The sequence below is a fragment of the Kitasatospora sp. MAA19 genome, assembly GCF_029894125.1.
In the GTDB taxonomy this organism is placed as follows: Bacteria; Actinomycetota; Actinomycetes; order Streptomycetales; family Streptomycetaceae; genus Kitasatospora.
The window spans coordinates 279,364-293,221 of the sequence record NZ_JARXYZ010000004.1 but is presented as its reverse complement, the minus strand read 5'-3'; the positions used below and the strand labels follow the sequence as shown (position 1 = coordinate 293,221).

The following is a 13,858-nucleotide window of genomic DNA, read 5'->3' as shown; positions in this document are numbered from 1 at the left end:
AGACGAGGAAGACGCCAACAGTGTCCACGGTCATCACACCGCCCATCCCGTCCGTACCGCCGACAAGCCAGATCACCAAGGCCGACCAGGCCGACCCTCCGGAGGTTCCTTCCATGCAGATCAGCTCCATCGAGCAGGCCGAGGCGCTCGGGCTCCCCATCCCCTGCCGCGCCTTCGACCCCGAGGTCTTCTTCGCCGAGACGCCCGCCGACGTCGAGTACGCGAAGTCCCTCTGCGGCACCTGCCCGGTCAAGGACGCCTGTCTGACCGGCGCGCTGGAGCGGCGCGAGCCGTGGGGCGTCTGGGGTGGCGAGCTCTTCGTCCAGGGCGTCGTCGTGGCCCGCAAGCGGCCGCGTGGCCGTCCGCGCAAGACCGAGGTCATGGCGTGAACCCCGCCCACGGCGCCAGGGCCGTCCGCCGGGGAGAGCAGCCCCTGCTGGACACCTCCCTCCGCCGTTCCGTCCGGATCGCCGCCGCCAAGGCCGACGCAGCCCGACCAGTCCCCTTCCCGAGCACGCACCACGAGCAGGACCACCACATGACCGCCGCCGCCATCGATCCGACCGTCCGCGCCGAGCAGACCACCGAACTTCAGATCCAGAACAGGACCCTCGAAATGCAACTCCTCCACGAATCCCTGGCCCGGGCCCATATGCAAGAGCGCCTGCACGAGGCGGAGCACCAACGCCTCGTCACCCGGGTCGCCAGGGCCCGCCGGCTCAAGCAGCGGGCCGAGCGCGCCTCGCTGCGCGCCCGCAAGGCCCTCGCCGTCGCGCTGATGTAGTCGCGGCGCGGGGCCTCCCCGCGTTTCACCCCCGTCGTGCCGCAGGCCGCCCCCCGTCATGGGGAGCGGCCTGCGGCCGTTGCTGCGTCCGGGTCAGCTCTTGCGGGTGCGGCCGGCGGCCTTTCCGCTCGCGGGCCTGCGGCCGGCCGGCTTCGCGGGTTCCTGTTCGGCGAACCGGGGCAGCCACGCCAGCATCTCCGCCCGGAACGGCGCCTGGGCGCCCAGCTGGCAGAGCACGCCGATGGTGCTCAGCGTCACCCGGTGGATCAGCAGGTACGCGGGCGGCAGGTTCAGCTGCTTGCCCAGGTTGTAGGCGGGTGAGCGCGGATCCGCGATCCGGGCCGCCTGGGCGCGCATCCAGGCCCGGGTGAAGTGGAAGCTGTCCACGGCGGCCGGCTCGATGATCGGCAGCAGGTAGTCCAGCACCGCGTCCGGGTCCAGCTCGATCGAGGGCTTGACGAAGCCCTCCTCGCGCAGCATCGTCAGCACGCCCGCCGCGTCGCCGTCCAGCGCCATCCGCAACGACGCCCCGATCGGCTCGGGCAGCCCGCCCGGCAGCCGGTCCACCGTGCCGAAGTCCAGCACCCCCAGCCGCCAGCCCGACGCCGGGCCGTCGTCCTTCAGCAGCCGGAAGTTGCCCGGGTGCGGGTCCGCGTGCAGCAGGCCGGTCCGGGACGGGCCCGCGAACAGGAACCGGGCCAGCAGCTGCCCGGCGCGGTCGCGCTCCTCCTGGGTGCCGTTCGCGATCACCTCGGCCAGCGGGGTGCCGTCCATCCACTCGGTGACCAGCACCTGGTCGGCCTGCGCCACCACGTCGGGCACCAGGATGTCCGCGTCGTCGGCGAACTCCTCGGCGTGCCGGCGCTGGGCCTGCGCCTCCAGCTCGTAGTCCAGTTCCTCCGACACGCGCTCGCGCAGCTCGGTGATCAGCGGCTTGATGTCCAGCCCGGGGATCAACGGGCCCAACAGCCAAGCCACCCGGCTCAGTTGCGTCAGGTCCGCGAGCAGTGCGTCGCCCGCGCCCGGGTACTGCACCTTGACCGCGACCCGGCGCCCGTCGTGCCAGACCGCCCGGTGCACCTGCCCGATCGAGGCGGCCGCCGCCGGTCGGTCGTCGAACTCCCGGAACAGCTCGCGCCAGTTGTCCCCGAGTCGCTGGGCGAGCGCGGTGTGCACCTTGGCGGCGGGCATCGGGGGAGCGGCGTCCTGCAGCTTTGTGAGCGCGGCCCGGTACGGCCCGGCGACCTCCTCGGGCAGCGCGGCCTCGAAGACGGACAGCACCTGCCCGAACTTCATCGCCCCGCCCTTGAGTTCGCCCAGGACCTTGAACAACTGGTCGGCGGTGGCCTGCTGGAGCTCGGCCGTCACCACCTCGGCGGAGCGGCCGCCGATGCGCCTGCCCAGTCCGAGCGTGGCGCGACCGGCTATTCCCAGCGGCAGGGCGGCGAGCCGTGCCGTGCGGGTCACTGCCTTGCGCGGAAGATCGCTCACCCGGGCCTCCAATTCCCTGGCCCCCCGACACCGGACGGCCCACCATCACTAGGCCATTGTGCCCGCTCCCCACCCCGTCCCCGGCGGTATTTCCCCGGGTGGGGAGGGGAGCACCGTGCGCGGGCCGCGGCCGCTGCCCCTTTGCGGGGGAGTTGGGCGGCTTGGTCCGGTGCGGGGGAGTCGGGCGGCTCGGTCCGGTCGGGCCGGGCGCGGGGAACCGGGGCGGCGGTCAGCGGGGCAGGCGGAGGGCCAGACCGTCCAGGACCACGTCGAGGCCGTAGGCGAACTTGGCGTCGCGCACGGCGGCCGGGTCCGGTTCCGGGTCCGCGGTGGCGACCGCGTAGGCGTCGGTGAGGTGGTCGAAGCCCGCGGTGGCCTCCTGGGCGGCGGGCATCAGACGGGCGATGAACTCGGCCTCGCTCTCGCCGGCCCGGGCGACGGTGGTGAGCCAGGCCGCCTCCGTGGTGCTCATCCCGACGACGTAGGAGATGACCGTGTCGATCGCCCGGGCCGGCTCGGGGAAGCCGGCCGAGGCGAAGAAGGCGGTCAGCCGCTCGCCGTAGGACATCAGGTTGGGGCCGAGGTAGGCGAGGCCGGCCTGGCCGAGGATGGACGACAGCCAGGGGTGGCGCAGGGCCGTCGCCCGGAACGCCCCGGCGGCCTCGGTGGCGGCGGCGCGCCAGTCGGGGCTGTCGGCGGGCGGCAGGGTGATCTCGCCGAAGACCTCGTCCACCGCGAGCTCCATCAGCTCGTCCTTGGTCGCCACGTGCCGGTAGAGGGAGGTGGCGCCCGCGTTCAGGCGGGCGGCGAGCTTGCGCATGCTCAGGGCCTCGATGCCCTCGGCGTCCAGCATGGTGATCGCCTCGCGGACGATCGCGGCCCGGCTGAGTGCGGGCTGGTCGGGCTCGCGCTGTCGGCGGGCCCATACGGACGGGATCGGGTTCGTCTTGGCGGCCATGGTGGCTTCCCTTCCCTCTGCTCCTGCTTCGTTGCGTACACCGTTCGCATTGAGCGTACAGGAGTCTGGTGTTGCGCACACTGTTCCTCAATGCGTACAGTGTTCGCATGGCAGGAACGGAGTGCGCACCGGGGGAACGGTGTGCGCAGAATGGAGGGGTGGCTGATGGAAGCCCGCAAGGTGGTCGAAGGTCGCAATCCGCACCGCTGGTGGATCCTGATCGTGCTGTGCCTTAGCTCGCTCGTCCTGGTGGTCGACAGCATGGCGTTGACGGTCGCGGTGCCCTCGATGACGGCGGACCTCGGCGCCGGCGCCCAGGACACCCAGTGGATCCTCGACTCCTACGTCCTGGTCTTCGCCGGGCTGCTGCTCACCTCCGGCAGCCTCGGAGACCGCTTCGGCCGCCGGAAGATCATGATCATCGGATTGCTGCTCTTCGGGGCGGCCTCCCTCGCGGCGACCTTCTGCACCAACCCCGGCGAGGTGATCGCGGCGCGGGTCGCGATGGGCGTCGGCGGATCGCTGATCATGCCCTCGACGCTGTCGATCCTCATCACCGTCTTCGACGAGGACGAGCGCAACAAGGCGATGGCCGCCTGGAGTTCGGTGGCGATGCTGGGGCTGGTCGGCAGCCCGGTCCTCGGCGGCGTGCTGATCAACCACTTCTCCTGGCACTCGATCTTCTTCATCAACGTCCCGGTCGTGGCGCTGGCGATCCTGGCGGGCCTGCTGCTGATGCCGGAGTCCAAGGGGCCGTGGCAGAAGCCCGACCCGCTCGGCGCGGTGCTGTCCGCGGTCGGCATGACCGCGCTGGTCTGGTGGATCATCGAGATCCCGCAGCACGGTGCCTTCGGCGGCCAGTCCCTGGTCACCCTGGCCGTCGCGGTGCTCGGCCTCGGCGGGTTCGTGGTGTGGGAGAACGTCACCTCCGCGCCGATGGTGCCGCTGGTGCTCTTCAAGCAGCGCAACTTCAGCGGGGGCTCGCTGTCGCTGACCCTGGTGCAGATCGGCAACGGCGGCCTGCTGCTCGTGCTCACCCAGTACCTGCAGTTCGTGCTCGGGTACTCGCCGGTCAAGGCGGGCCTCGCGTTCGTGCCGCTGGCCATCGCCGCGCTGGTCGGCAACGGGGTCGGCGCCAAGCTCGCGGCCAAGATCGGCAACCGCCTGCTCATCCTCGCCGGAATGCTCGTCATGGCCGCCTCCTTCGCCCTGCTGACCACCGTCACCGCCGACACCGGCTTCGCCGTCCCGGCGATCGCCCTCGGACTGCTCGGTCTCGGTGCGGGCCTGGCGATGCCGGCCGCGGTCGGTGCGCTGATGGGCACCATCCCGGCGGAGCAGGCGGGCGTCGGCTCGGCGCTGAACGACACCATCCAGCAGGCCGGTACCGCGCTCGGCATCGCCATCCTGGGCTCGCTGCTGTCGAGCGGCTTCGCGAGTGGGATGCCGACCGGGATGCCGGAGGAGGCGAAGCACTCCATCGGCGGGGCGTTGGCGCTGGCCAACGGGGACGCCGGGCTCGTCCGGACCGTCCGGGAGGCGTTCACCTCGGCGATGTCGACGACCTTCACGGTCAGCGCGGTCGGTGTGCTGGCGGCGGCGCTGGTGGCCACGCTGCTGATGCGGGACCGGAAGGCGGAGGCGGTCGCGGCGGAGGCGCCGGCGGAGGGCGCCGGGATCGGCGCCTGACTCCGGCGGGCCCGGGCGGTCCACCTCACCGAGAAGGCCGGTGCCCTGGGGGCACCGGCCTTCGGCGTGTTGTGGCGCTCTGCTGGGGCCCCCTCCCCCCTCCTCCGCCTCCCGCCTGCCCACCACCTTCCGCACCCACCGCCCGCCCGGAATGGCGGATCCCAGCTTCGACCGGCCCGCGCCCTGCCCCCAGGCAGGGCGCGGGCCATGGGCTCACCTGGCCGGGCGTCCGCCCGGGGTGCCGTGGCTTCGGGTCGGGCGGCTGCCGAGCCTCGCAGCCGCCGAGCCGACGCCCCGGCACGTTCCGCTCGTTCTCCTCCTCCCTACCTCGGCGGCAGCGGTTGCCAGAGGCACCCGCAGTCCGGATGCCCGCGCAGGCGCAGACGCCGTGGCATCCCGTCGCTCGCCGACACCTCGCACCACCCGTCCACGCTCGGCGGCCGCCCGCCGTCCAGGTAGACCTGGACGTGCAGCGCCGCCAGCCCGGCCACCGTCGTCGCCAGCGCGGTGTCGCAGGCCGGTGTGCGCGCCCGGCCGGGCCCGCCGTCCGCCAGCTGGGCCAGGACCCGGGGCCAGGCGGCGTCCTCGTCCTCCCGGCGCAGGACCAGGCAGTGTCCGCACGCCGACACCCCCGGCAGCACCAGGGGCCCGATCACCCCGAACTCCTCGACCACTCCCACGTACAGGTGCGGCACCCCGGCCCGGAGCAGCAGTCGGGCCTCGTACGTCCCACCGGCGAAGGCCCCGCTCCCGTCCCTGGGCGCGAGCACCACGAGATCGGGTGGCGGCCCGTCGGCCTTCCGCCGGGGCACGGGCACCAGTGGCCGGGCCGAGGCTCGTTGCACCGCCTCCCGTGCGGCCGTCGACCGCAGCCGCCCGACGTCTCCCGGTGGCAGCCCCGCGGGGGAGCAGTCGCCGGGGCGTACCCGGCCGCCGTCCACGACGGTGACCGCGCCTGCTCCGCCGGCCGCGAGTACGGCCGCCACGGCGGCCCCCACCCGGCCCGCGCCGCGGACCTCGATCCGGATGTCGGCCCGCCGGGCCAGGATCGCCGGTGCGGCGCCCGGGCCGGAGTGGACCAGGGAGAGCGAGGCGAGGTCCGGCCCGAGCATGTCCCGGTGGGGTTGGGGGAAGCGGGCCAGCGCCGTGTCGGTCGCCTCCGCGTCGTCCAGTAACCCGGTCTCCTCCAGGTCGGTCAGCAGTGCGTCGGCGGGCTCCCGGCCGAGGCCGATCCGCTCGCCGGCCTCCAGGAGCTCCGGCCGGTCGCGGGTTCCGTCGACCAGGCCGAGGAAGTCGCAGAGGGTCTTGTCGGCCTGGCCGAGCACCCCGGCGTAGCGGGTGACGGTGCCGAACTGCAGGGTGTCGGAGTCCCGCCAGCTGCGGGACAGGGCGGGCTTCAGGACGAGGCGCACGGCGATCTCCCTTCCGATCGTTTCCGGACGGCTGACCGCAGCATGCCCTATCGCGCCGACGTCGTGCGCAAAGTTATCCACAGGCGAAGGTCCATGATCACATCATCTGTTCGTAGGCCCTGTGGATAACTGCACATCCCCTCCGATGTCGGTTTCCGGACACCCTCCGTCGACTTTTCGTTCCCGATCACTCCACGAAAGATTTCGGCCACGGCAGCGGACTTCTGTCAGGGGTACCGGGTAACGTCGTGTGCCATGGCAGCCGAGCGGGACTCCCATCCATCGGCGTCGCGTCGGCGTGCCCGTGCAGCGTCCGGGTCGCAAGTGGCGGCGCCCAGCACGCGTGGGCGCCCGGACCAGGATCAGCAGTCGAGGCCCGCGTCACCGCAGCACTCACCCGCCGCGCCCGCGCCACCGGAGCCGCACGACCGCGGTCGGGTGGAGGTGCGCCGCAGCGCCCGCCGGAGCCGCACCGTCTCGGCCTATCGCGAGGGCGACCGCACGATCGTGTTGATCCCGGCCCGGATGTCGCACTCCGAGGAGCAGCGCTGGGTCGCGCAGATGCTGGAGAAGCTCGCCGCCCAGGAGAGCCGCCGGATCCTCGGGGACGACGCGCTGATGGAGCGGGCCCGCGGCTTGTCGGCCGCCTACCTGGGCGATCGCGCCCAGCCCGTCCAGGTCCGCTGGGTCACCAACCAGAACTCCCGCTGGGGGTCCTGCACCCCCAGTGAGGGGACGATCCGCCTCTCCCACCGCCTGCAGGGCATGCCGGAGTACGTGCTCGACTACGTGCTGCTGCACGAACTCGCCCACCTGCTGGTGCCGGACCACGGACCGGCGTTCTGGGCCCTGCTGGAGGCCTACCCCCGCACCGAACGGGCCCGCGGCTATCTGGAGGGCGTGGTCTCGGCGGCCCGGTTGCCGCACATCCCCGGCGCCCGGCACGCCGACCGGGGCGCCGACCCGGCCTGCTCCTGCGGTTGACGACCGGTCGTACGTGGGAACGACGAGAGGGGGCGCGGGCCGATAAGGCCCGCGCCCCCTCTTGGTGTCTCACCTCAACTGGTCAGCCGGCGTGCCCGGGCCACCAGATCCCGCACCGAGTGGTCGGTCAGCTCCGGCAGCCGGTCGTAGTCGAACCAGCGCAGGTCCAGCGACTCCTCGCTGATCAGTGCCTGCGCACCGGGCGGTGCCACCGCGATGTACTGGATGTCCAGGTGGGTGTTCTCCGGCTTGTCCTTGCCCGTGCAGCGGACCAGGTGCCGGTCCAGCTTGGCCGGCACCGGGGCGCCGTCCACCTCCAGCAGGACCAGGTCGGGGATGCCGGACTCCTCGACGGCCTCCCGCAGCGCGGCCGACGCGAGGTCGCGGTCGTCGGGCTCGCAGTGCCCGCCCATCTGCAGCCACATGCCGACCTTCGGGTGCAGGGTGAGCAGCACCCGCCCGGCCGCCGGGTCGACGACCGCCGCGCTCGCGGTGATGTGCGCGGGCAGACAGGACCGGTACAGACCCTCCGGCTGCTCGGCCAGGTGCGCCAGGTAGTCGCGCCGCAGCCGCTCCTGTTCCTCCTCGGCGGGCCGCCACCCGGTCAGGGCGCGGACCGCGTCCGCGTGCAGGGCGGACGCCCCCGTGTCGGTGACCGTCATGCGCTGGGCTCGCCCTTCCCGTCGGTGCCGCCGTCGTCCTGCTTCGGCTCGTCGCTCTTCGCCGGCCCGTCGTTCTTGGTGAGGTCCGGCTTGGCGGCGGTGCCGCCCGCGGCGGCCTCGCCCAGCAGCTTGTCGATCGCGTCGAAGTCGAGGCCGCCCTCCAGGTCGTCGGCGCCGCCCCGGTGCACGAAGGCGTCCGGGTCGTCCAGGTCGGCGGCGGTGGGCAGCATGTCCGGGTGCTGCCAGAGCGCGTCGCGGCCCTCGATGCCGCGCGCGTCGGCGAGCAGCGCCCACAACCGGGCGGCGTCGCGCAGTCGGCGCGGGCGCAGTTCCAGGCCGACCAGGGTGGCGAAGGTCTGCTCGGCGGGCCCGCCGGCGGCCCGGCGGCGGCGGACGGTCTCGCGCAGCGCACCGGCCTGCGGCAGGTGCGGCTCGGCGGCGGCGTGCACGACGGCGTCGACCCAGCCTTCGAGCAGCGCGAGCGCGGTCTCCAGGCGGGCGAGCGCGGCCTTCTGCTCGGGGGTGTCATCGGGCTGGAGCAGCCCGCCGGCCAGTGCCTCCTGGAGCGCCTCCGGGTTGCTCGGGTCGAGCTGGCCGACGAGCTCCTCCATCCGGGAGGTGTCGACCTTGATGCCGCGGGCGTAGGCCTCGACGGCGCCCAGCAGGTGGGCCCGCAGCCATGGCACGTGGGCGAAGAGCCGCTGGTGGGCGGCCTCGCGCAGGGCGAGGTAGAGCCGGACCTCGTCGGTGGGCACGTTCAGGCCCTCGCCGAACTCGGCGACGTTCTGCGGCAGCAGCGCGGCCTTGCCGGCCGGGGCGAGCGGCAGGCCGACGTCGGTGGAGCCGACCACCTCGCCGGCGAGGGCGCCGATCGCCTGGCCGATCTGGGTGCCGAACATGGCGCCGCCCATCGAGCGCATCATGCCCATCAGCGGGCCGGCCATGGCCTGCATCTCCTCGGGCAGGACGCCGCCCATGGCGTTGCCGACCCGCTCGGCGACCGGGTCGACGAGGTCCTTCCAGACCGGGAGGGTGGCCTCGATCCACTCGGCGCGGCTCCAGGCGACGGCGGTGCCGGCGCCGGAGGGGAACTCGGTGACGCCGTCGAGCCACAGGTCGGCGAGCCGGACGGCCTCGGCCACGGCGGAGTGCTCGGTGGCGCTGACCGAGCGGTCCTTGCTCTTGCCCTCGGCGGGCTCGGCGACGACGGTCTGGCGGGCGATGTTCTTGGCGAGGTCCCAGTTCACCGGGCCGCCCTCGAACGAGAGCATCTGCCCGAGCTGCTGGAACGCGGCGCCGAGGTCGTTGGGGTTGAGGCCGCCGAACATCGCGGCGAACGGGTTGTCGCCGCCGGGACCGCCCGGGGCCCCACCGGGCGTGCCGAACAGCGCGCCGAAGGGGTTGCCGGCGCCGAAGCCGAACGGCTGCGCGCCGCCCTGGTCGGAGCCGCCGGAGCCCTGGTCCTGCTTCTTCTGCTCGTCGTCGGGCTTGGCCTTGCCGTCCTCGGGCTCCTCGGGCGGAACGCCGAATCCGAAGGGAAGGTCGCTCACGGGGTCCTCGATCCGGTCGGCCGTCATGCGGGTGTGGCGGGATGTGCTGCCCGCCCGGGGCAGCGGCGGAGTGGGGGCTCGTGGGCGGCTCCCACGCGGCAGGCCCGCGCCGGGTGCACCGCCGGGCCTTCGCCTCGGGCAGGATGGACGTACGTGACACACGTCCGTACGCACATAAGCTAACCGTGGAGGATGGCCGGTGAGTTCCCCGCCTTCGGACGTTCGCTCTGGGCTGACCGGAGGAGAGGACGCCCCGGACACCACGGCGTCGCCGCCTCCAGCCTACGGCGGACGGCCGGTCACCGTGGCCGTCACCGGTGCCGCCGGCGTGCTCGGCGAGCGGGTCGCCGCCCGTCTGGTCGCCTCGCCGCACGTGCGCAAGGTGCTGGCGGTGGACGACCGGCGCGGCGACGTGCCGGGCGTGCAGTGGCGGGTGCTGGACGTGCGGGACCCGGCGGTGGCCGAGCGGCTGTCCGGGGTGGACGTGGTGGTGCACCTGGCGATGGACTTCGGCATGGAGTCGGATCCGCGCGCCCGCAGCGCCTACAACGTGCGCGGCGCGCAGACCGTCCTGACCGCCGCCGCGGCCGCCGGGGTGCACCGGGTGGTGCTCTGCACCTCCGCGATGGTCTACGGCGCGCTGGCCGACAACGAGGTGCCGCTGGCCGAGGACTCCGAGCTGCGGGCGACCGAGGAGGCCTCGCTGGTCGGGGACCTGCTGGAGATCGAGCGGCTGGCCCGCCGCGCGCCGCGCGCCCACCCGGGTCTGCAGGTGACGGTGCTGCGCCCGGCCGTGGTGGTCGGCCCCGGTGTGGACACCGTGCTGACCCGGCACTTCGAGGCGCCGCGGTTGCTGGTGGTGGCCGGTTCCCGCCCGTGCTGGCAGTTCTGCCACGTGGACGACCTGGCGGCGGCGCTGGAGTACGCGGCGCTGGGCCTGGTGGAGGGCGAGGTGACGGTCGGCTGCGACGGCTGGCTGGAGCAGGAGGACGTGGAGCGGCTGTCGGGGATCCGGCGGATGGAGCTGCCGGCCTCGCTGGCGCTGGGCACCGCGGCCCGGCTGCACCGGCTGGGCCTGACCCCGGCCCCGGCGGGGGACCTGGCCTACACGATGTATCCGTGGGTGGTGTCCGGCAGCCGGCTGCACGAGGCGGGCTGGCGTCCGGCGCACACCAATGAGCAGGTGCTGGCCGAGTTGCTGGGGCAGGTGGCCGGCAAGCACGCGGTGGCCGGGCGCCGGCTGGGCGGCAAGGAGGCCGCGACCAGCCTGGGGGCGGCCGGGGCGACGGTGGCGCTGGTCGGTACGGCGGCGCTGGTGCGCCGGGCCCGCAAGCGGCGCCGTTTCTGAGGCCCGCGGTTCCGGGACGGACGTCGGGCGGCCCGCAGTTCCGAAGCCTGCCGTCCCGAAGCCTGCCGTCCCGAAGCCCGCGGTGCCGAGGCGCCCGGCCGATGCTTTCTCACGATGCGGAATCACGGGATCGTGATGCGGAAGCCACTTGCCCCAAACCACCCGGGATGGGGAATCATGGGGGCATGTCCGAGAATCACGACCCCATCCGCCTGCTCGCCATCCGCGACACCCCGCTCTCGCTGGACGAGGTGTACGAGGCGGTGGGCGACGACGCGGCCGGCGGTACGACCGTCTTCGTCGGGACGGTCCGTGACCACGACGGCGGCAAGTCGGTCACCGCGCTGGAGTACAGCTGCCACCCCACCGCCGAGCAGGAGATGCGCCGGATCGCCGAGAAGGTCGTCGCGGACTTCCCGGTGAAGGCGCTGGCCGCGGTGCACCGGATCGGCCGGCTGGAGATCACCGACAAGGCGGTGATCGTCGCCGTGTCCTGCGCCCACCGGGGCGAGGCCTTCGCGGCCGCCCGCCGGCTGATCGACGACCTCAAGCACGAGGTGCCGATCTGGAAGCACCAGGTCTTCACCGACGGCGAGGAGGAGTGGGTCGGCGCCGGCAGCTGCTGACCCGGCCTCCGGCCGGCGGTCCGCATGCGGAGAGTCGCCATGTGCACACGTAGTGCTGCGATCATGCCAGGCGCGCCGGGCTCTCACTCGAACGGGTCCGGGCCGGTGCTCCGAATACTCCCTGGCGGTGAGCCGATCGGCCCTCCCGTAACCCGGACGGCGCTGCCCGCGTTGTCCGCCGGAGTGGTTAATCTGCTCGTAGACACGACGAGCTGGGAGTACTGATATGGGTGCGCTCGCCTGGTTGATCATTCCGGTTGTCGCCGTCCTGCTCGCCGCGCTGTGGGCGGGCTGGGCCCAGCGGGCCCCGAGAGCCACGGGGGACCCGGCCTCACTCGCCGAGCACCGGCGGTTCATGGCCGCGATGGAACGCACCACCGCCGGGAGCGGCGCCCAGGGGGACGGTTCCGGCCGGTAGCCCGGGGGGCGCTCGCTCACCGGCGTCCCGTACTGTCGAGGCATGCCACGCCGCTCCGCGACGATGCTCGCTGCCACCCTGCTGCTCATAGCGCTGCTCTGCGTCTCGGTGCTGATGAAGGTGCCGTACACGGAGATGAGCCCGGGGCCGACGTACAACACGCTCGGCAACCAGGGCGGCAAGCCGGTGATCACCATCACCGGGCGCGAGTCGTACCCGACCACCGGGCACCTCAACATGACCACCGTCCAGGTCACCGGGGCCAAGTACGAGCCCAGCCTGGTCAACGCGGTGGTCGGCTGGCTGCGCGACGACGTGCTGGTCGTGCCGCACGGCAACGTCTACCCGAAGGGGCAGACGGACGCCGACGCCAAGAAGCAGAACGCCGAGGAGTTCGCCTCCTCCGAGGACAGCGCCCGCACCGCCGCGCTCAACCAGCTGGGCGTCCCGGTGGGCAATGAGCTGATCGTCAAGTCGGTCACGGCCGGGGCCCCGGCCGAGGGCCGGCTGCACGCGGGCGACCAGATCGTGGCGGTCGACGGCGCGCCGGTCAGCACGGTCGAGCAGGTGGTGGCCGCGGTCACCAAGCACAAGCCGGGCGAGTCCGCGGTCTTCACCGTGGTGCCGCGGGTCAAGGACGCCTCCGGCAACGGCGGCGCGAACCCGGGGAGCAGGACCGACGTCACCGTCCCCACCGTGCGGGCCAAGGACCTGGACCCGAAGGCGCCGGCCGAGCGGGCGGAGCTCGCGGTGGTCGGCATCGGCACCGCGATCCGGCACACCTACCCGTTCCAGATCGACATCGGCCTGCAGGACGTCGGCGGGCCGAGTGCCGGGCTGATGTTCTCGCTCGGCATCATCGACAAGCTCACCCCGGGCGGCGACATCACCGGCGGCAAGTTCGTGGCGGGCACCGGCACCATCGACGACGACGGCAAGGTCGGCCCGATCGGCGGCATATCGATGAAGCTGATCGCCGCCCGGGACGCCGGCGCCGAGTACTTCTTCACCCCGTCCTCGAACTGCGCCGAGGCGACCAAGAGCATCCCGTCCGGGCTGACCCTGATCAAGACGGACACGCTGGACGGCGCGCTGAAGTCGCTGGAGCAGATCCGCTCCGGGCAGACCTCCGCGCTGCCGTCCTGCGCCGCGAAGTAGCGCCCCGCGGGGGCGCGGCTACGAGAAGGTCGCGAGCAGCGCCTTGGTCAGCCCGGGCACCAGGTCCGGGCCGGTCAGCACCTCGCGGGCGGTGTCCTTGGAGCGCAGCCGCAGCGCGATCTCCCGCTTGCCGTCGCGCAGTACGGCGGCGGTGATCCGCACCTCCTCGCGCTTGGGGTGGTTGGCCACCCACTCGGCGAGCTGGGCGTCGCTGGCGTTGCGCGGGCGGGACTGCTCGGCGCCGGGCGGCAGCATCATCCGCTCGACGACGAGGGCGCAGCCGGCCACCGCGTCGGGCCAGGCGATGGTGCCGAGGAACTTGTCCAGCTCCATGCCGGCCGGCAGTTCGTCCTGCTCGACCGGGGTGAGGCCGGCCGTGTCGTCGTCGCCGAGGCCGAGCTGGGCGGCGATCTTCGGGTCGGCCTTGCGCAGGGCGGAGCTGTCCACCAGGGCGAACAGCCGGGCCGGGAGGTCCCAGCCGAGCGTGGCGGCGTACTCGTCGATCTCCAGCGCGGCCCGGGTGAGCGGGGTGGCGGCGGGGAGCTTGGAGACGTCGTCGGGGGAGCCGGGGGAGTTGAGTGCATTGGGCGCGTCGGACATGCCCCAATCCTCACACGTCGGGCGGGGGCGCGGGCGCCGGGCGCCGTCCGAGAGGCGGGGAACGGCCGGAGCGGGGAACGGTGTAGTAACCGTCTGCTAACGGTGGGAACTCGGCCAAAGCCTGGTTAAGTTTCCCTGAAGACCAACCGACTCCAGACGACACAGCTGAGGTGCCACC

Annotated in this window: 14 protein-coding genes; 8 read left to right on the top strand and 6 right to left on the bottom strand. The window is 73.2% G+C overall.

The window, feature by feature from the left end:
• Nucleotides 1-71: 71 nt before the first annotated feature.
• Together P3T27_RS09265 and P3T27_RS09260 are read left to right on the top strand one after the other, a co-directional pair.
• Nucleotides 72-389: a WhiB family transcriptional regulator gene (locus tag P3T27_RS09265; protein ID WP_280676621.1), complete on the top strand. Its 318-nt coding sequence runs from the start codon at nt 72-74 to the stop codon at nt 387-389.
• A complete protein-coding gene (locus P3T27_RS09260) occupies nt 386-784 on the top strand; it encodes a hypothetical protein (RefSeq protein WP_280676296.1) in 399 nt (132 codons plus the stop codon). Before P3T27_RS09265 ends, P3T27_RS09260 begins: the two co-directional genes overlap by 4 nt.
• A 93-nt stretch (nt 785-877) precedes the next feature.
• On the opposite strand, the gene P3T27_RS09255 is transcribed toward P3T27_RS09260, so the two are convergent.
• Both P3T27_RS09255 and P3T27_RS09250 read right to left on the bottom strand, forming a co-directional pair.
• Nucleotides 878-2,275, bottom strand: a complete 1,398-nt coding sequence (locus tag P3T27_RS09255; RefSeq protein ID WP_280676294.1) for an AarF/ABC1/UbiB kinase family protein — start codon at nt 2,273-2,275, stop codon at nt 878-880.
• Between the two features lie 229 nt (nt 2,276-2,504).
• Nucleotides 2,505-3,233 carry a TetR/AcrR family transcriptional regulator gene (locus P3T27_RS09250; RefSeq protein WP_280676292.1) on the bottom strand — a complete coding sequence of 243 codons (729 nt, stop codon included), beginning with the start codon at nt 3,231-3,233 and terminating at the stop codon, nt 2,505-2,507.
• A gap of 165 nt (nt 3,234-3,398) precedes the next feature.
• On the opposite strand from P3T27_RS09250, the gene P3T27_RS09245 reads away from it, so the two are divergent.
• On the top strand, nt 3,399-4,922 hold the full coding sequence (locus P3T27_RS09245) for an MFS transporter (protein WP_280676289.1): 1,524 nt from the start codon (nt 3,399-3,401) through the stop codon (nt 4,920-4,922).
• Between the two features lie 323 nt (nt 4,923-5,245).
• Here P3T27_RS09245 and P3T27_RS09240 read toward each other — a convergent pair whose 3' ends face one another.
• Entirely contained in the window at nt 5,246-6,334 is a 1,089-nt protein-coding gene (locus P3T27_RS09240) for a ThiF family adenylyltransferase (RefSeq protein WP_280676287.1), read from the bottom strand.
• Nucleotides 6,335-6,658: 324 nt separating this feature from the next.
• Between P3T27_RS09240 and P3T27_RS09235 the strand changes: the two genes are divergently transcribed.
• Nucleotides 6,659-7,318 (top strand): M48 family metallopeptidase, encoded by a 660-nt coding sequence (locus tag P3T27_RS09235; RefSeq protein ID WP_280676285.1) that lies wholly within the window; start codon nt 6,659-6,661, stop codon nt 7,316-7,318.
• Nucleotides 7,319-7,392: 74 nt separating this feature from the next.
• Here P3T27_RS09235 and P3T27_RS09230 read toward each other — a convergent pair whose 3' ends face one another.
• A complete protein-coding gene (locus tag P3T27_RS09230; protein ID WP_280676283.1) occupies nt 7,393-7,980 on the bottom strand; it encodes an NUDIX hydrolase in 588 nt (195 codons plus the stop codon).
• The gene (locus P3T27_RS09225; protein ID WP_280676281.1) at nt 7,977-9,530 is read right to left on the bottom strand and encodes a zinc-dependent metalloprotease; all 1,554 of its coding nucleotides are present in this window, start codon (nt 9,528-9,530) and stop codon (nt 7,977-7,979) included. The genes P3T27_RS09230 and P3T27_RS09225 overlap by 4 nt, the downstream gene beginning before the upstream one ends.
• Nucleotides 9,531-9,834: 304 nt before the next feature.
• Here P3T27_RS09225 and P3T27_RS09220 point away from each other — a divergent pair, with 304 nt between their 5' ends.
• The 4 genes from P3T27_RS09220 to P3T27_RS09205 all read left to right on the top strand — a co-directional run bounded on the left by P3T27_RS09220 (nt 9,835) and on the right by P3T27_RS09205 (nt 13,080).
• Nucleotides 9,835-10,878, top strand: coding sequence for an NAD-dependent epimerase/dehydratase family protein (locus P3T27_RS09220; RefSeq protein ID WP_280676279.1), 1,044 nt, complete (start codon nt 9,835-9,837; stop codon nt 10,876-10,878).
• Between the two features lie 185 nt (nt 10,879-11,063).
• The gene (locus tag P3T27_RS09215; RefSeq protein WP_280676277.1) at nt 11,064-11,504 is read left to right on the top strand and encodes a molybdenum cofactor biosynthesis protein MoaE; all 441 of its coding nucleotides are present in this window, start codon (nt 11,064-11,066) and stop codon (nt 11,502-11,504) included.
• 244 nt (nt 11,505-11,748) lie between these two features.
• Entirely contained in the window at nt 11,749-11,922 is a 174-nt protein-coding gene (locus tag P3T27_RS09210; RefSeq protein WP_348534074.1) for a hypothetical protein, read from the top strand.
• 42 nt (nt 11,923-11,964) lie between these two features.
• On the top strand, nt 11,965-13,080 hold the full coding sequence (locus P3T27_RS09205) for a PDZ domain-containing protein (protein ID WP_280676273.1): 1,116 nt from the start codon (nt 11,965-11,967) through the stop codon (nt 13,078-13,080).
• A gap of 18 nt (nt 13,081-13,098) precedes the next feature.
• Here the strand turns inward: P3T27_RS09205 and P3T27_RS09200 are convergent, their stop codons facing one another.
• Nucleotides 13,099-13,680, bottom strand: coding sequence for a PPA1309 family protein (locus P3T27_RS09200; protein WP_280676271.1), 582 nt, complete (start codon nt 13,678-13,680; stop codon nt 13,099-13,101).
• Nucleotides 13,681-13,858 lie beyond the last annotated feature (178 nt).